22 protein-coding genes are annotated in these 24,275 nt (G+C 72.4%); 13 read left to right on the forward strand and 9 right to left on the reverse strand.

Going from position 1 to position 24,275, the window contains the following annotated elements; genetic code table 11:
• Positions 1 to 73 precede the first annotated feature (73 nt).
• From ACFVQ0_RS18160 to ACFVQ0_RS18170, 3 genes are all read left to right on the forward strand, one after another.
• Complete coding sequence (locus tag ACFVQ0_RS18160; protein WP_390089123.1) at positions 74 to 1,195, forward strand: LLM class flavin-dependent oxidoreductase; 1,122 nt, start codon at positions 74 to 76, stop codon at positions 1,193 to 1,195.
• A 149-nt stretch (positions 1,196 to 1,344) separates the two neighbouring features.
• Complete coding sequence (locus tag ACFVQ0_RS18165; protein ID WP_390089125.1) at positions 1,345 to 3,084, forward strand: amidohydrolase family protein; 1,740 nt, start codon at positions 1,345 to 1,347, stop codon at positions 3,082 to 3,084.
• Entirely contained in the window at positions 3,081 to 4,544 is a 1,464-nt protein-coding gene (locus ACFVQ0_RS18170; RefSeq protein ID WP_390089127.1) for an aldehyde dehydrogenase family protein, read from the forward strand. Before ACFVQ0_RS18165 ends, ACFVQ0_RS18170 begins: the two co-directional genes overlap by 4 nt.
• Positions 4,545 to 4,575: 31 nt before the next feature.
• Here ACFVQ0_RS18170 and ACFVQ0_RS18175 read toward each other — a convergent pair whose 3' ends face one another.
• From ACFVQ0_RS18175 to ACFVQ0_RS18185, 3 genes are read right to left on the reverse strand one after another with little or no spacing between them, the layout of a single operon-like run.
• Complete coding sequence (locus ACFVQ0_RS18175; RefSeq protein WP_390089129.1) at positions 4,576 to 5,067, reverse strand: hypothetical protein; 492 nt, start codon at positions 5,065 to 5,067, stop codon at positions 4,576 to 4,578.
• Positions 5,064 to 5,576: an RNA polymerase sigma factor gene (locus ACFVQ0_RS18180; RefSeq protein ID WP_390089131.1), complete on the reverse strand. Its 513-nt coding sequence runs from the start codon at positions 5,574 to 5,576 to the stop codon at positions 5,064 to 5,066. The genes ACFVQ0_RS18175 and ACFVQ0_RS18180 overlap by 4 nt, the downstream gene beginning before the upstream one ends.
• On the reverse strand, positions 5,566 to 6,051 hold the full coding sequence (locus ACFVQ0_RS18185; RefSeq protein WP_390089133.1) for a DUF3995 domain-containing protein: 486 nt from the start codon (positions 6,049 to 6,051) through the stop codon (positions 5,566 to 5,568). Before ACFVQ0_RS18185 ends, ACFVQ0_RS18180 begins: the two co-directional genes overlap by 11 nt.
• 228 nt (positions 6,052 to 6,279) lie before the next feature.
• Between ACFVQ0_RS18185 and ACFVQ0_RS18190 the strand changes: the two genes are divergently transcribed.
• Entirely contained in the window at positions 6,280 to 7,644 is a 1,365-nt protein-coding gene (locus ACFVQ0_RS18190) for an MFS transporter (RefSeq protein WP_390089135.1), read from the forward strand.
• 127 nt (positions 7,645 to 7,771) lie between these two features.
• The gene (locus ACFVQ0_RS18195) at positions 7,772 to 9,097 is read left to right on the forward strand and encodes a DUF4157 domain-containing protein (RefSeq protein ID WP_390089137.1); all 1,326 of its coding nucleotides are present in this window, start codon (positions 7,772 to 7,774) and stop codon (positions 9,095 to 9,097) included.
• An 18-nt stretch (positions 9,098 to 9,115) separates the two neighbouring features.
• Here the strand turns inward: ACFVQ0_RS18195 and ACFVQ0_RS18200 are convergent, their stop codons facing one another.
• Positions 9,116 to 10,627, reverse strand: a complete 1,512-nt coding sequence (locus tag ACFVQ0_RS18200; RefSeq protein ID WP_390089797.1) for a CehA/McbA family metallohydrolase — start codon at positions 10,625 to 10,627, stop codon at positions 9,116 to 9,118.
• 242 nt (positions 10,628 to 10,869) lie between these two features.
• Here ACFVQ0_RS18200 and ACFVQ0_RS18205 point away from each other — a divergent pair, with 242 nt between their 5' ends.
• Together ACFVQ0_RS18205 and ACFVQ0_RS18210 are read left to right on the forward strand one after the other, a co-directional pair.
• Complete coding sequence (locus ACFVQ0_RS18205) at positions 10,870 to 11,511, forward strand: DinB family protein (RefSeq protein WP_390089139.1); 642 nt, start codon at positions 10,870 to 10,872, stop codon at positions 11,509 to 11,511.
• Between the two features lie 95 nt (positions 11,512 to 11,606).
• Positions 11,607 to 12,452, forward strand: a complete 846-nt coding sequence (locus ACFVQ0_RS18210) for an LLM class F420-dependent oxidoreductase (protein ID WP_390089141.1) — start codon at positions 11,607 to 11,609, stop codon at positions 12,450 to 12,452.
• Between the two features lie 6 nt (positions 12,453 to 12,458).
• Here ACFVQ0_RS18210 and ACFVQ0_RS18215 read toward each other — a convergent pair whose 3' ends face one another.
• Positions 12,459 to 13,145, reverse strand: a complete 687-nt coding sequence (locus ACFVQ0_RS18215; protein ID WP_390089143.1) for a DUF4232 domain-containing protein — start codon at positions 13,143 to 13,145, stop codon at positions 12,459 to 12,461.
• Between the two features lie 144 nt (positions 13,146 to 13,289).
• Positions 13,290 to 13,937, reverse strand: a complete 648-nt coding sequence (locus tag ACFVQ0_RS18220) for a class I SAM-dependent DNA methyltransferase (RefSeq protein WP_390089145.1) — start codon at positions 13,935 to 13,937, stop codon at positions 13,290 to 13,292.
• Positions 13,938 to 14,336: 399 nt separating this feature from the next.
• Here ACFVQ0_RS18220 and ACFVQ0_RS18225 point away from each other — a divergent pair, with 399 nt between their 5' ends.
• The 3 genes from ACFVQ0_RS18225 (at position 14,337) to ACFVQ0_RS18235 (ending at position 16,933) form a co-directional block, all read left to right on the forward strand.
• On the forward strand, positions 14,337 to 15,392 hold the full coding sequence (locus ACFVQ0_RS18225) for an NlpC/P60 family protein (RefSeq protein WP_390089147.1): 1,056 nt from the start codon (positions 14,337 to 14,339) through the stop codon (positions 15,390 to 15,392).
• Positions 15,393 to 15,576: 184 nt separating this feature from the next.
• Positions 15,577 to 16,170 (forward strand): DUF4333 domain-containing protein, encoded by a 594-nt coding sequence (locus ACFVQ0_RS18230; RefSeq protein WP_390089149.1) that lies wholly within the window; start codon positions 15,577 to 15,579, stop codon positions 16,168 to 16,170.
• 106 nt (positions 16,171 to 16,276) lie between these two features.
• Positions 16,277 to 16,933 carry a maleylpyruvate isomerase N-terminal domain-containing protein gene (locus tag ACFVQ0_RS18235; protein ID WP_390089151.1) on the forward strand — a complete coding sequence of 219 codons (657 nt, stop codon included), beginning with the start codon at positions 16,277 to 16,279 and terminating at the stop codon, positions 16,931 to 16,933.
• 55 nt (positions 16,934 to 16,988) lie between these two features.
• Here ACFVQ0_RS18235 and ACFVQ0_RS18240 read toward each other — a convergent pair whose 3' ends face one another.
• Positions 16,989 to 17,666 (reverse strand): TetR/AcrR family transcriptional regulator, encoded by a 678-nt coding sequence (locus ACFVQ0_RS18240; protein WP_390089153.1) that lies wholly within the window; start codon positions 17,664 to 17,666, stop codon positions 16,989 to 16,991.
• 150 nt (positions 17,667 to 17,816) lie between these two features.
• On the opposite strand from ACFVQ0_RS18240, the gene ACFVQ0_RS18245 reads away from it, so the two are divergent.
• Positions 17,817 to 18,380 carry an NAD(P)H-dependent oxidoreductase gene (locus tag ACFVQ0_RS18245; RefSeq protein ID WP_390089155.1) on the forward strand — a complete coding sequence of 188 codons (564 nt, stop codon included), beginning with the start codon at positions 17,817 to 17,819 and terminating at the stop codon, positions 18,378 to 18,380.
• 88 nt (positions 18,381 to 18,468) lie between these two features.
• On the forward strand, positions 18,469 to 19,098 hold the full coding sequence (locus tag ACFVQ0_RS18250) for an RraA family protein (RefSeq protein WP_390089157.1): 630 nt from the start codon (positions 18,469 to 18,471) through the stop codon (positions 19,096 to 19,098).
• Here ACFVQ0_RS18250 and ACFVQ0_RS18255 read toward each other — a convergent pair.
• Positions 19,086 to 20,621 (reverse strand): right-handed parallel beta-helix repeat-containing protein, encoded by a 1,536-nt coding sequence (locus ACFVQ0_RS18255; RefSeq protein WP_390089159.1) that lies wholly within the window; start codon positions 20,619 to 20,621, stop codon positions 19,086 to 19,088. The genes ACFVQ0_RS18250 and ACFVQ0_RS18255 overlap by 13 nt on opposite strands.
• Positions 20,622 to 20,890: 269 nt before the next feature.
• Positions 20,891 to 21,568, reverse strand: a complete 678-nt coding sequence (locus ACFVQ0_RS18260) for an HAD family hydrolase (protein WP_390089798.1) — start codon at positions 21,566 to 21,568, stop codon at positions 20,891 to 20,893.
• Between the two features lie 116 nt (positions 21,569 to 21,684).
• Between ACFVQ0_RS18260 and ACFVQ0_RS18265 the strand changes: the two genes are divergently transcribed.
• Positions 21,685 to 24,267, forward strand: coding sequence for a bifunctional FO biosynthesis protein CofGH (locus tag ACFVQ0_RS18265; RefSeq protein WP_390089161.1), 2,583 nt, complete (start codon positions 21,685 to 21,687; stop codon positions 24,265 to 24,267).
• Positions 24,268 to 24,275: the final 8 nt, after the last annotated feature.

Below are 24,275 nucleotides of genomic sequence, written 5' to 3' on the forward strand. Positions count from 1 at the left end.
TGGTGTCGGTGGAACAGTCGGACACATCAGAATCTGACGATGCGTCAGAAACGATTGAGGACGGTGAACCCCCTTGGAATTCGGGCTCTTTGTACAGGGGTACGTGCCCGCCGCGCGGGCCGAGGCGGACCCCGGGGCAGAGCACAAGGCGCTGATCGAGGAGACCGAGTACGTCATCCAGGCGGACAAGTCCGGCTTCAAGTACGCCTGGGCCTCCGAGCACCACTTCCTGGAGGAGTACTCGCACATCTCGGCCAACGACGTGTACCTGGGCTACCTCGCCCACGCCACGGACCGCATCCACCTCGGATCCGGCATCTTCAACCCGCTCGCCCCGGTCAACCACCCGGTGAAGGTGGCCGAGAAGGTCGCCATGATGGACCACCTCTCCGAGGGGCGCTTCGAATTCGGCTCCGGGCGCGGGGCGGGCAGCCACGAGATCCTGGGGTTCATGCCGGGCATCACCGACATGAACCACACCAAGGAGCTGTGGGAGGAGACCATCGGGGAGTTCCCCAAGATGTGGCTCCAGGACGAGTACGTCGGCTTCCAGGGCAAGAGCTGGTCGCTGCCGCCGCGCAAGATCCTGCCCAAGCCGTACGGGAAGTCGCACCCGGCGATGTGGTACGCGGCCGGCTCGCCGTCCTCGTACGCCATGGCGGGCAGCAAGGGGCTCGGCGTGCTGGGCTTCAGCGTGCAGAAGGTCTCCGACATGGAGTGGGTCGTCGAGTCCTACAAGACGGCCGTCAAGGACGCAGAGCCGATCGGTGACTTCGTCAACGACAACGTGATGGTCACCTCGACGGCGATCTGCGCCGAGACCCACAAGAAGGCCGTCGAGATCGCGGTGGGCGGCGGGCTGAACTACCTCCAGTCGCTGCTGTTCCGCTACCACGACACCTTCCCGCGCCCGGAGGGCATCCCGGAGTGGCCCGAGCTGCTGCCGGAGTACTCGGAGGAGATCATCGAACTCCTCATCGCGGAGGAGCTGATGATCTGCGGCGATCCGGACGAGGTGCTGGCGCAGTGCCGCCGGTGGGAGCGGGCGGGGGCGGACCAGCTGAGCTTCGGGCTGCCGATCGGGATCAGCCGCGAGGACACGCTGAACTCGATCAAGCTGATCGGTGAGCACGTGATCCCGAAGATCGACACGGACCCGGTCCACCGGACGACGCGGTTCCGCGACGCGGCGTGACATCGCGGGGGCGCTGCCCCCGTACCCCAAGGGGCTTGATCTGCGGGCGGCGTCTTCCCGGACCGCCGCTCCGCGAGCCGGGGTGCGTACCGCGGCCGTGCGCACCCCGGCGCACACCCACGTTTGGACACCACGGAAGGGACCCCGTCATGCTCGACCACCTCATCCGCGGAGCGACCGTCGTGGACGGCACCGGCGGGCCCTCCTACCTCGCGGACATCGGCATCCGGGACGGCCGGATCGCCGTCATCGCGGAGCCCGGCACGGCACCCGGCCCCGCCGCGACCACCGAGGACGCCACCGGGCTCGTCCTCGCGCCCGGGTTCGTCGACCCGCACACCCACTACGACGCCCAGCTCTTCTGGGACCCGTACGCCACCCCGTCGATGAACCACGGCGTGACCACCGTCGCCGGGGGCAACTGCGGGTTCACCCTCGCCCCGCTCCACCCGGACCGCCCGGAGGACGCCGACTACACCCGGCGCATGATGTCGCGGGTCGAGGGCATGGCGCTCAAGGCGCTGGAGGAGGGCGTGGACTGGACCTGGTCCAGCTTCCGCGAGTACCTCGACGCGCTCGACGGGCGGATCGCCGTCAACGCCGGGTTCATGGTCGGGCACTGCGCGCTGCGCCGGCACGTCATGGGCGCGGACGCGGTCGGCGGACAGCCGACCCCCGCCCAACTCGACGCCATGCTGGCCCTGTTCCACGACGCGATGGACGCCGGGGCGTGGGGCCTGTCCACCACCCAGTCCTCCACCCACGCCGACGGCGACGGGCAGCCGGTCGCCTCCCGGCACGCGCTGCCCGAGGAACTCCTCGCGCTGTCCCGCGCGGTCGGTGAGCACGAGGGCACCCAGATCGAGGCGATCGTGGCGGGCTGCCTCGACCAGTTCTCCGACGACGAGATCGAGCTGTTCGTCGACATGACGGCGGCCGCCGGACGCCCGCTCAACTGGAACGTCCTGACCATCGACGCCGCCGTCCCCGAACGCGTACCGCGCCAGCTGGTCCCCAGCGAACGCGCCCGCCGCGCGGGCGGCCGGATCGTCGCGCTCACGATGCCGATCCTGACCCCGATGAACATGTCGCTCGGCACGTTCTGCGCCCTCAACCTGATCCCCGGCTGGGGCGACATCCTCGCCCTGCCCGTCCCCGAACGCATCGAGCGGCTCCGCGACGCGGACACCCGCGCCGAGATGCTGCGCCGCGCCAACAGCAAGGAGGCCGGCGTCTTCCGCCGCCTCGCGAACTTCGGCCGGTACGTCATCGGGGACACCTACAGCGCCGCCAACGAGGGCCTCAGCGGCCGGGTCGTCAACGACATCGCCGCCGAACGCGGCCAGGACCCCTTCGCATGCCTCGTCGAGATCTGCGCGGCCGACCAGCTGCGTACGGTCCTGTGGCCGATGCCCACCGACAACGACCCCGACTCCTGGGCGCTGCGGCAGCGGACCTGGGAGCACGAGGACGTCATGCTCGGCGGCTCCGACGCGGGCGCCCACCTGGACCGGATGTGCGGAGCCCCGTACACCACCCGGTTCATCGGTGACTGCCTGCGCGGCCGCAAGCTCGTACCCCTGGAGCGGGCCGTCAAGATGCTCACCGACGACCCCGCGCGCCTCTTCGGCCTGCGCGACCGGGGCCGGATCGCCGAGGGCTACCACGCCGACCTGGTGCTCTTCGACCCCGAACGCATCGACGCGGGCCCGGCCACCCTCGTCCACGACCTGCCCGGCGACAGCCCCCGGCTCGACTCCAAGGCCCTCGGCATCGTGTCGGTCCGGGTCAACGGGGTGGAGACGCTGCGCGACGACAAGGTGACCGGCGCGGTCCCCGGCACGGTGCTGCGCTCCGGACGCGACACCCGGACGGTGAGCACGCAGTGACCACGACACCCCAGCGCCTCTTCATCGGCGGCGAGTGGACCGAGCCCGCGAACGGCCACTACGAGGTGATCAACCCGGCCACGGAGGACGTCGTCGGCCTCGCCCCGGAGGCGAGCCGTGCGCAGGTGTACGAGGCCGCCGCGGCGGCCCGCGAGGCGTTCGCCGCCTGGTCCCGCACCCGCCCGGAGGACCGCTCGGTGATCCTCGACCGCGCCGCCGACCTGATGCAGCGCGACTTCACCGCCAACGCCGCGCTCGCCCAGGCGGAGAGCGGCGCCACCACCGGCACCGCGCGCGGAATGCAGGTGGCGGTGGGCGCCGCCCGGTTCCGGCGGTACGCGAAGGGCGCCCTGGAACCGGCGGAGGAGGCGGTCCCGCCGCAGATCAACGAGGCCGGCCCGATGGGCCGGGCCGGGATCTTCGGGGCGCTCGCGATCCGCCAGCCGGTGGGCGTCGTCACCTGCGTCACCTCGTACAACAACCCCTGGGCCAACCCGGCGGGCAAGATCGCCCCGGCGCTCGCGATGGGCAACACGGTCGTCGTGAAACCCGCGCCGCAGGACCCGCTCTCCGTCTACCGGATGGCCGAGGCGCTCGCGGAGGCCGGTGTTCCGCCGGGCGTCGTCAACGTGATCAGCGGCTCGGGGGCGGAGGTGGGCGAGGCCGCCGTGGACTCGCCCGATGTCGACATGGTCAGCTTCACCGGCTCCACCTCGGTCGGGCAGCGCATCGCGGAGGTCTGCGGCCGGTCCATGAAACGGCAGCTGATGGAGCTGGGCGGCAAGGGCGCCGCCGTGGTCCTCGACGACGCCGACCTCGACTCGGCGGTGGCGGGCATCGGCACCACGTTCTCGTTCTACAGCGGTCAGATCTGTACGGCTCCGACCCGCGTCCTGGTCCAGCGGGCGGCGCACGACGCCCTGGTCGAGAAGCTCACGGCGTACGCCGGGTATCTGACGGTCGGGGACCCGACGGCGAAGGGCACGGTCGTCGGACCGGTCATCTCCGCCGCCCACCGGGACCGCGTCGAGTCGTACGTCGAGCTGGGCCGCAAGGAGGGCGCCCGGATCGTCACGGGCGGCGACCGCCCGGACCCGACCGGCCGCGGCTTCTACGTGGCGCCGACGCTGCTGGCCGACTGCACCAACGACATGCGGGTGGTGCGGGAGGAGATCTTCGGCCCGGTCGTGGTGGTCGTCCCCTTCGACGATGAGGAGGAGGGCATCGCGCTGGCCAACGACAGCGACTACGGACTGATCGACTACGTCTGGTCCGGCGATGTGGCCCGCGCCTTCCGCGTCGCCCGCGGACTGCGCGCGGGCGGGGTCGGCGTGAACACCATCGGCCGGAACATGGAGGCCCCGTTCGGCGGGTTCAAGCGCAGCGGGGTGGGACGCGACGTCGGCTCGTACGCCCTGCACGCCTACAGCGAACTCCAGGCGATCGTCTGGCCGGGCTGAGACCGGCTGGCGTTTGGTACGCCCGCCCGTCTCAGCCCCTCTCCGGGGCGAGGCGGGCGTCCAGCCGTTCCAGCACCCGCCGGCCCGCCCGCCCCACGCCGACCGGGACCAGCGCCGCCCGGCCCGGGACGCGCACCCCGCCCGTGAAGGCGACCAGGGTGTGGCCGGGGGTGGTCGCGGACGGGGTGGCCGCGATGCCGATCAGGACGAAGCGGCTCTGCAACCAGAGCCAGCCGGGCCGCCGCACCCCGTGGAAGCGGGCGTGCATCCCGAACCGGCTGCGGGCCACCGCCTCGACCCGGTCGCCCTCGGCACGGGTGAGCCGCAGCCGCCTCATGTCCGGTACGAGGAGGGCCAGTTCGCCGCCGATGTCGGCGATGAGGGGCTCGACGGCGGTGCGGGGGGCGGGGATCTCTCGGGTGCTGACCCGGGCGCCGCGCACCCCGGCCGCGAGGGCGTGCAGCCGGCGGACCGGGTCCAGGGGGGCGGCGTCGGGCCACTGGGGGAGCGGGCTGTCGGTCATGACGTCCATGCCTTCCGGAAGGAGTCCCGGGCCCGGGACAGACGGGACTTGACGGTGCCCACGCGCAGACCGAGCAGGGCCGCCGCGGACTGCTCGTCGAGCCCCTCGACATCGCGCAGCACGAGCACGGCCCGGTGCTCGGGCGAGAGCCGGGTGAGCACGTCACCGATGTCGGCGGCGAGCTGCGGATCGCCGCGCTGGGGAAGCGTGCCGAGGTCCGCGGGCACGGACCTGGTGGTGCGCCGGGCGACCCGGACCGCCTCCCGGCAGGCGATGGACCGCACCCAGCCGTACAGCGCGGCCGGCTCCTTGAGCGAGCGCAGCCCCCGGAAGACGGCGACCAGGGTCTCCTGAACGGCGTCCGGCCCGTCGGTGAGCGCGATCGGGGCGCAGATGCGGCCCACGTACGGGGTGAGGAGGTCCAGGAGCTCGTTCATGGCGATCGTGTCGCCGCGCCGGGCGGCCACCACGAGTCGCACCGCGCGGTCGCGGACGTCGTCATCGGGCACGGATCGACGCTTCCTCCCTGGCCGCGACCCGGAGCGCGGCTGCCGCGAGCACCAGGCAAAGGGGCGTGTACAGGGACCAGTTGAGCAGACGGAAGGTGTCGCCCGCCCCGGCGTCCAGCCCGGTGCGCAGCCCCGCCGCCCAGCCGAGCCCGGCCAGCGCGCGCAGCGCCATACCGCCGGCGACCGCGAGCGTCCCGGCCTGGAGCAGCCGCCCGAGCCGGTGCGCGCGGCCCAGCCGGGCGCGGGCGGTGACCAGCGCCGCTCCGCCGAACAGGACGGCGGCCAGCGGCAGTACGACCGGCGGGGTGAACGGGGCGTCGATGCCGAGCACCGCGTACGAGAGGGCGGCGGGGTCCCGGGCGGGCCAGGTGCGGCCGGTGGACCAGAACACGTGCAGCAGTCCGTCGGCGGTGAGCACACCGGCGACGGCGAGGGCGGCGGTGCGGCGGGTGGGCAGCAGGCGGTCGGGGATCACGGGGCTCCTCCGGAGGGCGGTGGGCGGCGGTGACGGGTTTCGCGTCACCCCACAGAGGAGCCGGACAGCCGATTCGTTCCCACGGACGTCGTTTCCACGGGCATCGTTTCCACGGACCGCGAGGAGGGCCGGCCAGAGTCTCTCGTCATCAAGTATCTTGACATCGAGATTAATTCGCGACAGGCTTCCCCGGTCTGCTGAGCCGTGGAGAGATTCGGGGGTGGGGCGGTGCGACGCGCCACGAAGGCCAAGGGCGAAGACGAGAGGCGTGGGCCGGGGCTGCTGGCGCAGCTGCGTAACCCGCCGGGCGGCCGTAACGCCCGGATCATGCTGCTCGCCCTGTCGGTCGACCGCACCGGATCGGGGCTGTGGGCCGCGTCCTCGGTCCTGTACCTCACCTTCGTGACGCATCTCAGCGCCCAGCAGATCGGGGTGCTGCTGGGCGTGGCCGGGGTGGCGGGCATCGCCGGTTCACCGCTGGCCGGGCGGCTGGCCGGACGCTTCCCGCTGCGTCCGCTGCTGATCGGCTGCCATCTGCTGCGGCTGGTGACCCTGACCCTGGTGCTGCTGTGTCCGGGGTTCGAGGCGCTGCTGCCCGTCGTCGCCGCGACCTACCTGGGGGACAGGGCGGCCAAGACGCTGGAGATGCTGTTCGCCACCCGCGCGGCGGGCGAACAGCGCTCCGCGTACCAGGCGTTGTCGCGCAGCGCGGCCAACGCGGGGTACGGGGTCGGTGCCGGGATCGCGGCCGTCGGGCTGGCCGTGGGCACCACGGGCGCCTATCGCGCCCTGATCCTCGGCAACGCGCTGTCGTTCGTCGTGGCGGCGGTGCTGGTGTGGCGCACCGGCGAGCTGCGGGAGGCGTCGGTCGAGGTGGCGCGGTCGGCGGCGGGGCCCGAGGCCGTGTCTACGTCCGCCGCAGGGCGTACCCCCGACCGGCCGAAGAGCCCCTGGCGGGACCGTGGTTACCTCAGATTCGTCCTGCTCGACATCCCGATGAACCTCGACGACTCCGTCCTCGGCGTCGGACTGCCGCTGTGGCTGGTCAACCGCACCTCCGCGCCGCACGCGCTCGTACCGGCCTTCCTGGTCATCAACACCGTGCTGGTCGTCGTGCTCCAACTGACCGTGTCCAGAAGGGCCGAGGGCCCGCACCGGACGGTCCGGACGCTGCTGCTGTACGGCGGCCTGATGTTCGCGTGCTGCGCGCTCCTGGCCGGGGCCGTCCGGTGCGGGACGTGGACGGCCGCGGCGGTCCTGCTCGGCGCGGCGGTGCTGGTGACGCTGGCGGAGCTGATGCGCTCCGTGAGCTCGTGGGAGCTGGCCGTCCTGCTGGCGCCCCCGGAGTCGCGGGCCGCCTACCTCGGGGTGGCGGGCATGTCGCAGTCCATCCAGAAGTCCGCCGGGCCCCCGCTGCTGACCGGCGTGGTGATGGCCGCCGGACCGGCGGGGTGGCTGGTGCTCGGCACGGTGATCGCCGGACTGGCGGTGGCCCAACGGCGTTCCTGCGCCCAGCGGTTCCGCACCCTCGCACCACCCGCCCCGGACCGCGCGCGGACCGCCGCACCGGCCATGCCTGCCGTGCCTGAATAGCGGGCGGGCGGCCGGGCGGCCGGTGTCCGAGGAGTGCAGTGGCGGTGCCCCGTGACCACCCCCGGGGACCCTTGGCCGGGCGGGCGGGACGCGGTATCAATGGCAGGGACCGATGGCTGGAGGCACCGTGCACGAGCAGGAACGCCGCACCACCCGCGCCGGGCGCCCGCGGGGGCGGGACCAGGAGTCCGACCGTCCGCCGGGGCCGGTCGCGGCGCCGGGGGGCCCGGCGGAGCTGTCGGTGCTCCAGCGGACGGTGGGCAACGCGGCCGTCGCCCGGATGCTCGCGGACCGGGAGCGGGACCGCGAAGCGGACGCGGGCCGGGGCCCGGAGCAGCCCGTGCAGCGCTCCGCGGTGCACGATGTGCTGGGCACGACGGGCCGCCCGCTCGACCGGCCGGTGCGCGAGGACATGGAGGCCAGGTTCGGCACGGACTTCTCCGACGTCCGGCTGCACACGGACGCCACCGCCCAGCGCTCCGCCGCCGAGATCGGCGCCCGCGCGTACACGTCCGGCAGTCACATCGTGCTGGGCGGCGCGACGACCGACGCGCACACCCTCGCCCACGAACTGACCCATGTGGTCCAGCAGCGCTCGGGCCCGGTGGCGGGCACGGACAACGGGACCGGGCTGAAGGTCTCGGACCCCTCCGACCGCTTCGAGCGGGCGGCGGAGGCCAACGCGCACCGCGTCATGGCCGCACCGCACGCGCACGACGACGCCGAGACCGGGGTGCAGCGCAGCACCGCGACCGCCGCGCACGACCACGCCGTGCAGCGCGCCCCGGCCACCGGCGGGCCCGCCCCGGTCCTCGCCGCCCCGGTCCAGGGCGCCTACAACGAGGAAGGGGTCTGCGGCAACTTCTCCCGGGTACGGGAATGGCAGCTCGCCAACCCGCAGCAAGGCGTGATCATCCAGCAGGTGACCAGGCAGTTCGCCGTGGAGCGGCACACCGGCCAGGGCTGGGCACCGATCGACGGCCCCGGACTGGACGCCTATGTGTCGGCCGCCGGCGGGACGGCCAACGGGAGCGAGCTCCAGTACTGGGAGCTGTGGGTGGTCAACGCGGACGGCACGATCAGCGACCAGGGTGACGACACCTTCGGCATGACGTCGCTGATCCAGGACGCGGGACAGATCCACAACACCACCCGGGGAGCCTTCACGATCGGCGGCGAGGCGTACTTCTTCGCCACGAACCAGGCTCCGGCGGCCCTGGGGTTCCAGCGCGGCGGGGCGGTCTCGGCGGGCGGCCTGTACAGCCGCACCACCGATCCGCAGTCGGACCTGACCGCCCTCGGCCTGACCCCGGCGGCCGGGCCGGTCCGGTACACCGCCCGGTCCACCTGGGACAGCTCGGACCTGAGGACACCCGCCGCGGCGGCCAAGCCGAGGAACACCGTGTACACCCCGAAGGCGGCGTGGTCCAAGGTGCAGGAGAGCACCACCTGATCCGGGGGCGGCGCGGCCTCAGCCCTCCAGGAACACCGGGTTGGTCAGCGCCGCCAACGCTCCGGGCAGCCCCGGTACCGTCGCCGGATGCCGGACCTCGGCCCGCACGTAGGCGGCGTTCGCGGGCGTCGTACGCCACTGCGCCGTCCCCGTCCCCGACTTCGGGAGCGTCGCGGTGAACAGCGTGCCCTGGTCGGTGACGAAGTGCGCGGTGCAGTCCGGGGCGCCCGTGACCTCCAGCCGTACGGTGACCGGGGTGTCGTCCCCCGGGGCGCGCAGCCGCTCACCGATCCCGGCGTGGTGCCCGCGCCCGTCCGAGGCGCCGAAGGAGAGGCTCACGGCGGACGACTCCGCGAGGTAGGAGCGCCCGGCCCGGATGCCCGCCACGATCGCCTCGCGGGACAGCTCCTCGGCCAGGACGACGGTCTGCGGGAGCCCGATCCGGTCCGGCTCCCGGTGCGCGTCGCTGTTGCCCATCGCCGGAATCCACGGCTTCGACGAACGGGCGGCAGCCACCAGGGAGTTGTCCCACTCGGCCAGGGCGATCTCGTCCTCCGGGGTGTAGGCCCCGTTCCAGACCTCCACCGCGTCCGCCTCGCCGAGGCCGAACTTCCAGTGGCAGCCGATGCAGGTGGCGTGCGGGTGGGCGGGCACGACCAGGCCGCCGGCCCGCCGGACCGCCTTCGCGTAGCGCCCGAAGCGGTTGTCCCTGGCCCGGTAGCGCCAGTCGACGAACGTGCCCGGCTCCGTGGCGATCGCGAGCACATGGCCGTTGCGGGTGGTGATCTCCTCGCCCGTGAGGACGAGCAGGTCGTCACCCCACAGCCCGCCCCAGGCGCCGTGCGCGGACGTGGTGTTGTGGTCACTGCTGTTGATGAAGTCGAGCCCGGCGGCGCGGGCCCCGGCGGCGATCTCGGCCGGGGCCCGCCCGCCGTCCGAGTGCACGGAGTGCAGGTGGCAGTCCCCCCGGTACCAGGCCCGCCCACGCCCCTTCGCGCGCTCCGGCGGATACCCGGGGCGCGGCGTGGGCGCCGTGGGCCCGGACCGCAGGGTGACCGTCACCTCGTACGGCAGCCCCTCGGGGGCGACGGTGTACGGGCCGAGGGCGATGTGCCAGGTCCCGGCCCGCACGGGCCCCGCGAGATAGCCGGGGGTCGCCTCGTCGCCCCGGATGAAGAAGCCGGAGCGCGCCCCGCCGGACCACCCCCGGAACCCGGGCCCGCCCAGCTCCGTACCGCGCTCGTCGAAGATGCCGATGTCCAGGGCGTTGCCCTGCGTCCCGGCCGGTACGGGCGTCTTCTCGTACGTGTACGAGACGGCGATCTCCGCGACCCCGCGCGGGACGTCGACCGGCAGGTACACATAGTCGGGGGACCCGGGCGGCAGGACGCCGCGCACGGTGCTGGACCGGGTGCCGCCCTCGTCGGCGGCGGCGAAGCTCACGGTCCCCAACGTTAGGGCGGTGGCGGCCGTCCCGACGAGAAGGCCACGCCTGGCGATCGGGCGGTCCACGGGACGTGGTGCGGTCATCGGTACCGGAGTCGGTTCTGGCATGGGCGCTCCCCGGGAGGTGGTGGACGGGACGAGATCCGCGTACCCGTCCACCGTGGTGGAGGGCGGTGAATGCCGTATGAACGAGGTGAGTTCGGGGAGGGGACGGACCGGGGTCGGGCCGGACGGGCCCGCCGCGCCCGGCATCCCCGGCCGCTCGGTACGGTGGCTGCCGACCGCGCCGGTACCCGTAGGCCCCGCGGGGACGAAGGAGAAGAACGATGAGCAGGCGGCTCCCCGTCCCCGTCCGTCTGGTGCCGCTCCTGGACCAGTTCGACTTCGGCTGCGAGCGCCTGCTCGGCCGCATCGGCGGACCGGTGGTGGACAGCGGCAACGGGGTGGCTGTGGCGGCCGCCCCGATGACCGACGCGGAGTACCTATGGGAGCCGGTCCCCGGCTGCTGGTCGGTCCGCCGCCGGGCGGACGGGCCCGGCGCCCGCGCCACCCAGCTGGTCGGGGCGGGCGACTGGGGCCGGGACTCGGCGGACCAGCCGCACCCCGTGCCGCCGCCCTTCACCACGATCGCCTGGCGGCTGACCCACCTCGCGGAGATGCTGGCCGTCCGCGCCGACCACACCGGCGGCGCCCACACCCTCACCAAGGACGACTACCGGGCGAGCCCCGACGCCGCCGGGGCGATCACGGGCTTCTCGGCCGCCGCCGGGGCCTGGCGCGAGGCACTGCTCGCCGCCGACGACGCCGTGCTCGACCGGGTCGGCCACTGCACGTACCCGCACGGCAGCGACCCGGAGGAGCCGTTCATCGACGTCATCTGGTGGGTGAACCAGGAGGTTCTGCACCACGGGGCCGAGATCGCCCTGCTCCGCGATCTCTACCGGTACCGGCCGCAGCGCACCGGGTAGGGGCAGGCGTTCTCCGTATGTGCCGAAGGCTCGGTTTCGCGGACCGGACGGCATACCTTTGGGCCGTCACTCGACGACGACGGAGGTGTCCTCGCATGCGGATCGGCACAACGATCTTCCTCACCGACGAGACGATCACACCGGTACGGCTCGCGCGCCAGCTCGAACAGCGTGGCTTCGCCGGGCTGTACCTCCCGGAGCACACCCACATTCCGGTGAGCAGGAAGACCCCGTACCCGCAGGGCGGCGAGCTGCCGCCCGAGTACGGCCGTACCCTTGACCCCTTCGTGGCGCTCGGGCAGGCCGCGGCCGTCACCGAACGGCTGACGCTCGGCACCGGCATCACCCTGATCGCCCAGCACGACCCGATCGACCTGGCCAAGCAGATCGCCACCCTCGACCACCTCTCCGCCGGCCGCTTCACCCTGGGGCTCGGCTTCGGCTGGAACGTCGAGGAGGCCGCGGATCACGGCGTGGACTGGCGCACCCGCCGCGACCTGGGCCGCGACCGCATGGCGCTGATGCGCGCGCTCTGGTCGGCGGAACCGACGTCGTACGAGGGCGAGTTCGGCTCCGTCCAGGCCAGTTACGCGTACCCGAAACCGTTCCAGCAGCCTCGGGGCCCGGTCGTCGGCCCGCGCACCCTGCTCGGCGGTGCGGCCGGACCGAAGCTGTTCGCGAGCATCGCGGAGTACGCGGACGGCTGGATGCCGATCGGCGGCGGGGGCCTGACGGAGTCGATGCCCCGGCTCCGTACCGCCTGGGAGTCGGCGGGCCGCGACCCGAAGGACTTGCGGGTGGTCCCGTACGCGGTCCAGCCGGACGCGGGCAAGCTGGCGCACTACGCGGACCTGGGCATCGAGGAGGTCGTGCTCCAACTGCCCCCGGCGGGCGAGGCGGAGGTGCTGCGGACGCTGGACGCGTACGCCGAGTACCTCTAGGGCCGGCTACTTGGTCGTGTGCGTCGGGAAGACCTGCACGCCGACGTAGGAGCCCTTGACCTTGCCCGCGCCCTCGGGCCACTTCAGGTCGATGGTGTGGGTCTCGTTCGGGGGCGTCACCAGGATGTCGGTCGGGTTGGTGAGGCTGTCGTCGCTGTTGTCGATGTCGTAGGCGATGTCGAAGACAGCGGCGTCGCCGGGCTTCAGGATGGTGATGCGCGGCTCGGCGTGGCCGCGCTCGACGGGGCTCGACGTGTGGTCGGTGTCCTTGATGTCGACGCCCGGGAAGCCCGTCGCCGAGCAGGTGGTCGAAGCCCGGTTGATCATGGTGACGTTGATCCTGCCGGAGACGTCGTCGGGCGCGGCGTTCACGGCATCGATGGCCAGGTCCTCCGTCTTGCAGAACGGGGTCTTGCCACTGGTCCCCGAGGCGCCGCTCGCGCTGTCGGAGTGGGTCTCGACGCCGCCGCCGGAGTCCGGCTTCGCGTTGCTTTCCTGCGAGCCGCCCTTCGACTCCGAGCTGTTGTCCGAAGAGGACGAGGAGTCCGAGGAGTCCGAGGAGGAATTCGAGGAGGCAGCGGAGGAGCCCTTGGCGGCCGAGGTCTTTCCGGAGCCGTCATTGCCACAGGCGGTGAGCGAGAGGGTGGCGGCGAGCCCGACGGCGGCGATAGCTGCGATGCGGGTGTACTTCACGGTGTTCCCCCAGAAATTGCGCGGTGCGTGTGGTCGTAAATATTTGTATCGCGCACCGAGTTACAGGCGGTCTGCGACGGCGTCTTCGTTCTGTCACAGCGCCGAGGGCCCTCCGCGTGCTCCTTACTTCCCTTTTCCTCCTCCCTACCTCGTCCGGTCCGCGCGCATCAGCAGGTGTCCCCGGCGGAATCGCTCGCCTTCGAGGGGCTCGCGCAGCATGCGGCCGATCTCGACGAACCCGGCCTCGCGGGCCAGCCCGGCGAGTTCGTCGATGGGCCACCGGTAGGCCGTCGTCACCTTGTGGTCGAACGCCTCCACCGGCCCGTCCCCGGCCTCGAAGAAGGCGAACAGGAGGACGCCGTCCGGGGGCAGTACCCGGCGGAACTCGTGGAAGCACGGGGGGAGTTCCTTCGGCGGGGTGTGGATGACCGAGTACCAGGACACGATTCCGCCCAGCTCGCCGTCGGCCAGGTCCAGGGCGTCCATCGAGCCGACCGCGAACCGCAGGTCCGGGTACGCCTCGCGGGCCAGGCCGACCATCACCGGCGACAGGTCGACCCCGAACGCGTCCAGTCCCAGGTCCCGCAGATGCGCCGTGAGGTAGCCGGGTCCGCAGCCCAGCTCTGCGACGGGTCCGGTGGCCCGTGCCCGTACGAGGTCGGCGAAGGCGGCGAGCATCGCGCGGTCCAGCGGGAGGGCGGAGAGGCTGTCACGGGCGAAGTCGGCGTAGACGACGGCCATGGCGTCGTAGGCGTCCGCCGTCGCCCGGAGGTAGGAGGAGGGTTCACTCATGGGGGGCGACCCTAGAGCGTTCCCGACCGCCCCGCCGCCGGAAGTGGAAGAAGAAGCGGAAGGAGAAGTGGAAGAAGGGGCCGGCGAAGGGAATGCGGCATTCCGGATGCCTGGTGACCCTTGTGGTGACTTGCCCGAAGTTACGGTACGCGCCGTCAGTTCGCGGCTACGCGTTGTGCGGTGTGACCAAAATAAGTACCCCTTGTGGAGAGAATCCACCGGCGTCGATTGAACTGATTACGAGATGGTCACTATGGTTGGCCCTCGAACCTTCGCACGGTTGGTCACCCATCCGGGGTGGCAGCGAAGGAACCGCCGATTCCGTGACGTGTGCGGAGCCGGGGCTTCGCGTCCCCCCATAGCCCGGTAGGCGGCTCCAGGAAGAAGGAGCTCGCCTTCGTGGCGTCCCACCGTCGTCCCAAGAACCCGAGCCGCGCCCGAGTGACCGTGCTCACCGCGACCGCCGCCGCGGCCGTGGCCCTGACCTCCCAGGCCGCTCACGCCGACCCGAAGCCGACCAAGGGCGAGGTCAAGGCGGAGGTCGACAAGCTCTACCACGAGGCCGAGGTCGCCAACGAGCACTACAACGCGGCCAAGGAGAAGCAGGAGAAGCTGGAGAAGCAGGTCGGCGCGCTCCAGGACAAGGTCGCCCGCGGTCAGCAGGAGCTCAACACGATGCGGGCCGGACTCGGTTCGCTCGCCGCCGCGCAGTACCGCTCCGGCGGCATCGACCCCTCGGTGCAGCTCTTCCTCGCCTCCGACCCGGACAGCTTCCTCGACCAGGCCTCCGCACTGGACCAGTTGACGGCCAAGCAGACCGAGGCGCTGACGAAGATCCAGGGCAAGCAGCGGACCCTCGCGCAGGAGCGCAAGGAGGCCCAGGACAAGCTCAGCGACCTGGCCGACGTCCGCAAGACGCTCGGCGCGAAGAAGAAGCAGCAGCAGGGCAAGCTCGCCCAGGCCCAGAAGGTGCTCAACACCCTGACCGCCGCCGAGCGCGCGAAGATGCGCGAGGACGACGCACGCGCCAGCAACGCCGCCGCCGACAAGGTGCGCGCGAGCCGTGGCGCCGGAGACCGGGTCGAACTCGGCAACGAGGCCCCCGCGTCCGGCCTCGGCGCCGCCGCCCTCCAGGCAGCCGCGTCGCGGATCGGGATGCCGTACCAGGCGCGCGCCACCGGCCCCGGCTCGTTCGACTGCTCGGGCCTGACCCAGTGGGCCTACCACCAGGCCGGTGCCGAGATCACCCGCACCACATACAGCCAGATCAACCAGGGCACCCGCATCTCGACGAGCCAGCTGAAGCCGGGCGACCTGGTCTTCTTCAACGGCAACTCGCACGTGGGGCTCTACGCGGGCGGCGGCAGCGTGCTCCACGCTCCGTACCCGGGCGCCTTCGTCCGCTACGAGTCGATGGGCACGATCGGCTCCATCTACGGCGCGGTGCGCATCTGATCACGCGTTGACGGGCGGACTTCCGCGCCCGGCAAGGTCTTTCCCTGCCCGTCGGTGACCACAGGTCGCCGGCGGGCAGCGCGCGTTCATGGGCGCGATCACGGCCGCGGCCCGGTGCGGGACAGCCTCGGTGGTAGCTTGGCGCGCCGATATTTTGACGTGCACATTTGATACGGGGGGACGCATGCGGCAGTCGGGACGGAGCCGGACAGCGGTGCGAATAGCGGCTGGGGCGCTGGCGGTGCTGTGCGCCGCGGGCTGTTCGGCGAGCGTGGGAAGCACAAAGGCGGTGAGCAAGAAGGAGGTCGCGAAGCAGGCCAAGGCGGGCCTCGCCAAGGAGGTCGGCCGGGAGCCCGACGACGTCACCTGCGAGCACGACCTCAAGGCGAAGGTGGGCGAGACCGTCCGCTGCACGCTGACCGCGGACGGCAAGAAGCAGGGCATGACGGTCACCGCGAAGTCCGTCGACGGCGACAACGTGCACATGGCGTTCAAGGTGGACGACGCCCCCGACGGCGGTGGCGGCAGCGGCGGCGGGGCGAAGGCCGTGGACAAGGCGGAGGTCGCCCGCCAGGGCAAGGCCGCCCTCACGGCGCAGGTGGGCCAGGAGCCCGACACCTTCACCTGCCCGGAGGACCTCCCGGCCCGGGTGAACGCCGTGGTCCGCTGCCAACTGGGGGCGGACGGGAAGCAGTACGGCGTGACGGCCACCGCGACATCGGTCGTCGACGGCCGGGTCAAGATGGACTTCAAGGTCGACGACGCCCCGAGCGGCTGACCCCGTCAGCGGGTCCGGGGAACCGGGGCAGCGGCCTCGGGAACCCGGATCCGGGCGGGGCGCGAAATCGGCCGCGCCGGGGGCCGGGCGCTGTTAGCTTGCGGTCGTGGACGACTTCTCACGCTCCTGGACAGCACTGCTCGCGGCCGTGGCCGGACTCGATGACGCGGACTTCGCGCGGCCGTCCGGCTGCACGGGGTGGCTCGTGCGGGATCTGGTGTGCCACCTGGTCATCGACGCCCAGGACATCCTGATCACCCTCGCCACCCCCGCCGCCACCGAACCCACCCGGAACGCGGTGACGTACTGGGACGTCGCCGGTACGCCGCCGACCGGCGAGGACCCGCTCGACGCGCTGACCGTCCGGCTGGCCGGCGCGTACGAGGAGCCGTGGCTGCTCAAGTTCCACCTCGACGACGTCGGCTCCGCGGCGGGCCGTGCCGCCGGCCTCGCCGCCCCGGACCTCAGGGTGAGCACCCGCGACGAGGTGTTCACCCTGGCCGACTACCTCTCGGTGTACGTCCTGGAGAGCACGCTGCACCACCTCGACCTGATCGCCCACCTCCCGGACGCCCCGGCGCCGCCCCCCGAGGGCCTGGCCCGGTCGCGCGAGCTGCTGACCGCGATCGCCGGTACGCCGTTCCCGTCGTCGCTCTCCGACAGGGACGCCCTGCTCATCGGCACCGGACGGCGTTCCCCGACGGAGTCGGAGCGGGCCGAACTGGGTTCCCTCGCATCGAAGTTGCCCCTGATCCTCGGCTGAGTAGCGAGTAGCGAGTAGCTTTCCGGCCGGTCCACCCTGCCCGACCGGTCCGGCGTCAGCTCCGGGTCACCCGGTCGACCAGTTCGGTCCAGCCTGCCTCCACCCGCTCCAGGGGCATTCCGCGCTGCTCGGTCAGATGGTGGATCAGGGAGGGGTCGAGGTAGGCCAGGAGCGCCTGGGCCTGGAGCTCGTAGTCCGCGTCCGGGGCGACCTCCTCCAGCAGCGAGGTGACGTGCGCGAGGAACGCCTGGCGGATGGGGTGGGCGAGACGGCGGGCCGGGTCCGACTGGGAGGCCAGGATCAGCTCCAGCTGCTCGGCCGACCAGCGGATCACCGCCACACCGAACGCCCGCAGCCGCTCGACACCCGGCGCGCCCGGACCGAGCGGCGGCGGGCCGCTCAGCCAGCCGGCCTGGAGCCGCTGGGCGGAGCGGTCGAGGAGGGCGAGGAGCAGGCCCGCCCGGTCGCCGAAGCGCCGGAAGACGGTTCCCTTGCCCACGGACGCCGCCGCGGCCACCGCCTCCATCGTGACGCCGGCCGCACCGCGCTCCGCCACCAGGCGTCCGGCGGCCTCCAGCAGTCGCGCACGGTTACGGACCGCGTCGGCGCGCAGGCACGGCTCGCCCGTCGTGGGGTCGGCGCCGGGCTGTCGTGCCCTGCTCGGGGCCGGGTCTTCTGCGGGTTCTACCGGGCGCCCTTCCGGCGGCGGACAAGGGGGCGGGGTGCTGGCCATGTACTCAGCGTAAGGCACTCCGGGGGAAATGGACCGCGGTCCGGTTCTTCTGGTACACAGTAAACGGACCCGGGTCCGTATGGTCGCAACGGTGCACCGCCCGCCCGAGCTCCGCAGAATCCGTGACGCCCCATCCCCCTTGGAGCCCCCATGTCTGTCCGCATACTGGCGCTCGTCGGCAGCCTCCGCGCCGGTTCGCACAACCGCCAGCTCGCCGAAGCGGCCGTACGGCTCGCCCCCGAAGGCGTCGAGGTCGAGCTGTTCGAGGGCCTGGCCGATGTCCCCTTCTACAACGAGGACATCGACATCGAGCGCAGCCTCCCGGCCGCCGCCGGCGCACTGCGCGAGGCGGCCCTGGGCGCCGACGCCCTGCTGCTCTTCTCGCCCGAGTACAACGGCACGATCCCGGCCGTCCTGAAGAACGCCATCGACTGGCTGTCCCGCCCCTACGGCGCCAGTGCCATCAGCGGCAAGCCGGTCGCCGTCGCCGGTACCTCCCTGGGCCGGTTCGGCGGCGTGTGGGCACACGACGAGGTCCGCAAGTCCGTGGGCATCGCCGGTGGCACCGTGATCGAGAACGCCGAGCTCTCCATCCCCGGTTCGCTGACCCGCTTCGCCACGACCCACCCCGTCGACGACACCGAAGTCGCGGCACAGCTCACCGACATCGTCGCCCGCCTGCACCACGCCTCGAAGGAGAGCGCCGCGGTCTGACGGGGTCGGCCCGCCGGGTGAACGAACCGGGACGCGATGATGGGGGCCTGTCCGCCCCGGTTCCGGGGGCGGGACCGAGCGGAGGACGATGCGCGTGTACGACGTAAGCGGCTTCAAGGACATTTCCCCGACCACGCTCGCCGACCTCCTGGGGCGCGGGCAGGTCATGGACGCGGGTATCCGTCCGCTGTGGCCGTCGCAGCCGCGGGTCGCCGGTCCGGCGTTCACCGTGCGGTGTCCTGCGGGCGACAACCTCATGCTGCACGCCGCCATCCACCGCGCCGAGCCCGGTTCCGTCATCGTCGTCGAGTCGGGGGACGTGGACTACGCGCTGGCCGGCGGGAACGTGTGCGCGGTGGCGCGGCGCAGGGGGATCGCGGCGTTCGTGACGGACGGGGTGATCAGGGACCTCGCGGAGGTCCGGGAGATGGGCTTCCCCGTCTTCGCCCGGGGCGTCATACCCATTCCGGGTACCAAGAAGGCCGTGACGCCCCTCAACGAACCCGTGCGGTGCGGCGGGGTGACCGTGCACGCGGGGGACATCGTCGTCGCGGACGAGGAGGGCGTCGTCGTCACGCCGGGGGCCCGGCAGGAGCAGGTGCTGCTCGACGCGCGGGCGAAGGCGGCCGGGGAGGCGGCGGAGGACCTCGACGCGTGGGAGGCCGCCCACCGCGCCCGGATCGACAAGATCCTCGCCGCCGACGGCTACCGGGGCTGACGGACCGCCGCACCGGCCACGCCCCGGCCCGCGTAGGCGCCGACGTTCGGCGGGTCCGTCACGGCGTTGCCGTACAGGTCCCGCGCCACGCCGGGTACCGGGGTACCGGCGCCGATCGCGGGCGAGCCCCGGCGCAGCCGCAGTCCGTCGGGAAGTGCGCCGGTGCGGTCGGTCAGCAGGGGGTCCGCGGTGGAGCCGCCGGGGTTCGCGGGAGCGCCGGTGACGTTCACCAGGGTGTTGTGGGAGAGCGAGACGCCGGTGCCGTCCCTGAGGGCGAACGTCGCAGTGCCCGTACCCTCCTTTACCACGATGTTGTTGGTCAGCGTCAGACCGTGGCGGCTGTCCGTGTTCTCGTTGACGACCGTCTGGCTGACGCCCTCGCCGATGTAGACGGTGTTGTTGTGCGCCCGTACGTCGTCGAAGGAGCCGGAACAGGTCTCGATGCCCCGGTAGTGGTCGTCGCGGCTGACGTTGTACCGGATGACGGCGTCGGAGAGCGTCCCCGTCGCCGTGCAGACCAGGAAGAAGCCGCCCGCGTTGTCATGGCTGACGTTGTACTGGAAGACGGTGCCGAACGTGCCCTCGTCGACGTCGTACGCCATTCCGTCGCGGGTCGTCTCGCCGCCGGACACCTCGTTGTACTGGAAGAGCGTGTTGTCGGCGTTCCAGGGCCACATGCCCGCGTTGTAGCCGGCCGAGCGGCGCTGGAAGCCGTCGAGGCGGTTGTGCTCGACGAGGGCGCCGTCGGTGGCCGTCATGACGATGCCGTCGCCCGCGAGGTCCTTCAGTGTGTTGTTACGGACGACGATCCGGGTGGACGGCAGGTAGGCGGGCCCGTCCGGGTCGTAATCGCCGTGCACCGGGCGGTTGTTCCAGGTCGAGCCGAAGTAGATGCCCTCGCGGTCCACGCCGGTGACGGTGTTCCCGGAGACCTCGACGTCGTCGAACCTGGTGGGTGTGGCCGAGCCCGTGACGGAGAACAGGATGCCCGCGGAGCCGGTGGTGCCCTTGGTGTCGTCGCCCCGGATGTCGTGGATGTCCAGACCGGTCAGCCGGTAGTGGGTCCCGGTGCCGTAGTCCTCCAGCTGGACGCGCACGCCGCGCTTGTTGGAGCCCGGGTTGCCCGAGTTGGTGATCGAGAGGCCGCTCGCCTCGACCCACTGGGTGTTCTTCAGCAGCAGCGTCTCGGGGTTGCCGCCGCCGTCGATCACGGGCTTGGCGCCGCTTCCGTAGGCGCCGATCACCATCGGACGGCCCGGCGCCCCCGAGCCGTCGGGTGCCAGGGTGCCGGTGCAGCGGGTGGAGCGCCTGAGCCGGATCTGGCTGCCGGTCCCGAGCTTCAGCCGGTTGACCCGGTCCAGGCTCTGCCAGGGCGCGGCGACGGAACCGTTCTGCCGGCTCCCGGTGGCGGAGCAGTCGACGTACTGGACCGCACGGCTGCTCGCGTGCGGGGCGGCGGCCGACGCCGGGGCGGAGACGGCCGGCAGCGAGAGGGCGGCCGTGGCCACGATCACGGCGGTCACGGAAGCCGCGGTCGGCCTCGTGCGCGGTAGCGGCCTCGTGCGCGGTAGCGGGGGATGCATGGGCTTCCGTTCTCTCGGTACTCGGCGCGGGTGCTTTCGCACAGCACTATGCGGCGAGGAGCGGGAGGTCCGGAAGTGTGCCGTCGGAGGTTTCTGTTTGTTTCTGTCGGCTCTTCGGGGTCAGGGTGGGGCGAACTGTGCTCAATCGGCGCGTCGTTCCTGGGAGAGCGGGCGCGCTCGCGCGCAGGGATCCGATGAATCCCGGTGTTCTACAGCGCCCGCAGGGCCCTCGGCCGGGGCGGGTCCGGCACCCTCTCCAGGAGCGCCGGAAGGTCCGTCAGCGCGTCGATCCGGAAGTCCGCGGCGGCGACGACATCGGGATGGTCCGCCCACCAGTACCCGCACGCTCCCCGCCGCAGGTGCGCGGCGAGCAGCCCGCACGACTTGGCCGGGAACAGATCGGAGGCCGGGTGGTCACCCACGTACAGCGTCGCCCCCGGCTCCGCGCCCGACACCTCAAGCACCCGGGCGAAGAACTCCGGGTCCGGCTTGGCCACGCCCCACTCGTCCGAGGTGACGACGAGGTCCGCGGGCAGGTCCAGCGCCCGCAGGAGCTCCCCCGCCAGCACCGTCCCGTTGCCCGCGATCACCACCCGTACGCCCAGCGTGCGCAGCTCCGCCAGCACCGGCCGTACGTCCGGGTACAGGTCCGGCTCCGCCAGGTGCTCGCCGCGCCCCGCGGCGGTCCGGGCGAGCGAGGCCTCGTTGATGTCTATGTCGGGGCGCAGGAGGCTCAGCGCGTCGGCGCTGTCCCGCCCCTGGGCGACCGCGGCACCGACCAGCGCACTCAGCGTGTGCGGCGGGACGCCGAGCCAGTTGGCCCAAGAGGCCCAGTAGCGGTCGTCGCGGATGAGTGTCTCACCGATGTCGAAGACGATCGTTTCCATCACCGTGCCGACCCTACGGGGCGCGGACCGCTGCGCGGCCGAGGCGCCAGGGGCGGGTGTGGCCTGCGGGAGATCCAGCCGGTCAACGGCCGGCTACCCGCTCGTATCCTCGTTTCATGACCGATCCTCAGAGCGGACGCCCCACCACCAATTCCATGCGCCGTGCCCTCAGGCGGGCCCGCGACGGTGTCGCCCTCGACGTGGCGGAGGCCGCCGTCCTCCTCCAGGCGCGCGGCGAGGATCTGACGGATCTCGCCGCCTCCGCCGCCCGGGTCCGGGACGCCGGACTGGAGGCCGCGGGCCGGCCCGGTGTCATCACCTACTCCCGCAAGGTGTTCATCCCGCTCACCCGGCTCTGCCGTGACAAGTGCCACTACTGCACCTTCGTCACCGTCCCCGGCAAGCTGCGCCGCGAGGGCCACGGCATGTTCCTGTCCCCGGACGAGGTCCTCGGCATCGCCCGCGAGGGCGCGGAGCTGGGCTGCAAGGAAGCGCTGTTCACCCTCGGCGACCGGCCGGAGGACCGCTGGCCGGAGGCGCGCGAGTGGCTGGAGGCCGAGGGGTACGACGACACCCTCGCGTACGTACGCGCCATGGCGATCCGGGTCCTTGAGGAGACCGGGCTGCTGCCCCACCTCAACCCGGGCGTCATGACCTGGACGGACCTCCAGCGGCTCAAGCCCGTCGCCCCGTCCATGGGCATGATGCTGGAGACCACCGCGACCCGCCTGTGGTCGGAGCCGGGCGGCCCGCACCACGGCTCACCGGACAAGGAACCGGCCGTCCGGCTGCGCGTCCTGGAGGACGCGGGCCGCTCCAACGTCCCGTTCACCACCGGCATCCTGATCGGCATCGGGGAGTCGTACGAGGAGCGCGCCGACTCCCTCTTCGAGCTGCGCAAGACCGCCCGCGCCTACCACGGCATCCAGGAGGTCATCGTCCAGAACTTCCGCGCCAAGCCGGACACAGCGATGCGCGGCATGCCGGACGCGGAACTGGAGGAGCTGGCCGCGGCCGTGGCCGTCGCCCGGCACATCCTCGGCCCGTCGGCCCGCATCCAGGCCCCGCCGAATCTGGTGGACGCCGAGTACGCGCTGCTCATCGGCGCCGGGATCGACGACTGGGGCGGGGTCTCGCCGCTCACGCCCGACCATGTGAACCCCGAGCGCCCCTGGCCGCACATCGACGAACTGGCCGCGAAGACCGCGGAATCCGGCTTCCGGCTCCGCGAACGGCTCACCATCTACCCGGAGTTCATCCAGCGCGGCGAACCCTGGCTGGACCCGCGCCTGCTCCCGCACGTCCGCGCGCTGGCGGACCCGGAGACCGGGCTCGCGAAGGAGGGGGCGATCCCCGCCGGGCTGCCCTGGCAGGAGCCCGACGAGGGCTTCAACGCCTCCGGCCGTACCGATCTGCACCGCACCATCGACACCGAGGGCCGCACCGCCGACCGCCGCGACGACTTCGACGAGGTGTACGGGGACTGGGAGGCGCTCCGCGAGGCCGCCGCGCCCGGGATGGTCCCGTCTCGCATCGACGGAGACGTGAAGACCGCGCTGAGCCAGGCCGCCGACGACCCGACGAAGCTCACCGACGAGCAGGCGCTCGCCCTGCTGCACGCGGACGGGCCCGCGCTGGACGAGCTGTGCCGGATCGCGGACGCCCTGCGCCGGGACGTGGTCGGCGACGACGTCACGTACATCGTCACGCGCAACATCAACTTCACCAACGTCTGCTACACCGGCTGCCGCTTCTGCGCCTTCGCGCAGCGGCGCACCGACGCCGACGCGTACACCCTCTCCCTGGACCAGGTCGCGGACCGGGCCGCGCAGGCCTGGGACGTCGGCGCGGTCGAGGTCTGCATGCAGGGCGGCATCCACCCGGACCTGCCCGGCACCGCGTACTTCGACATCGCGCGGGCGGTGAAGGAGCGCGTCCCCGGCATGCACGTCCACGCGTTCTCACCGATGGAGGTCGTGAACGGCGCGACCCGTACGGGGATGTCCATCCGGGACTGGCTGACCGCCGCCAAGGAGGCCGGACTCGACTCGATCCCCGGCACGGCGGCCGAGATCCTGGACGACGAGGTCCGCTGGGTCCTCACCAAGGGCAAGCTGCCCACGGCGACCTGGCTGGAGGTCATCAGGACCGCCCACGAGGTGGGCCTGCGCTCGTCCTCGACCATGATGTACGGCCATGTCGACCAGCCCCGCCACTGGCTCGGCCACCTGCGCACCCTCGCCAACCTCCAGCAGGAGACCGGCGGGTTCACCGAGTTCGTGACGCTGCCGTTCATCCACACCAACGCGCCCGTCTACCTGGCCGGCATCGCCCGCCCCGGCCCGACCGACCGCGACAACCGCGCGGTGACGGCGATGGCCCGCCTCCTCCTGCATCCGCACATCACCAACATCCAGACCAGCTGGGTGAAGCTGGGCACGGAGGGCGCGGCCGAGATGCTCCGCTCGGGCGCGAACGACCTGGGCGGCACGCTGATGGAGGAGACCATCTCCCGCATGGCCGGGTCGAGTTACGGCTCGTACAAGTCCGTGCAGGACCTGGTCGCGGTGGCCGAGGCCGCCGGCCGGCCGGCGAAGCCGCGTACGACGCTGTACGGCGAAGTGCCCGAGGAGCGGGTGGCGGCGGCCGAGGCGTCGGACGGCCACCTGCCGCAGCTGCTGCCGGTGCTGCCCGCGTAGGTGGGGCG

The organism is Streptomyces sp. NPDC057900, from assembly GCF_042887885.1.
Classification (GTDB): domain Bacteria; phylum Actinomycetota; class Actinomycetes; order Streptomycetales; family Streptomycetaceae; genus Streptomyces.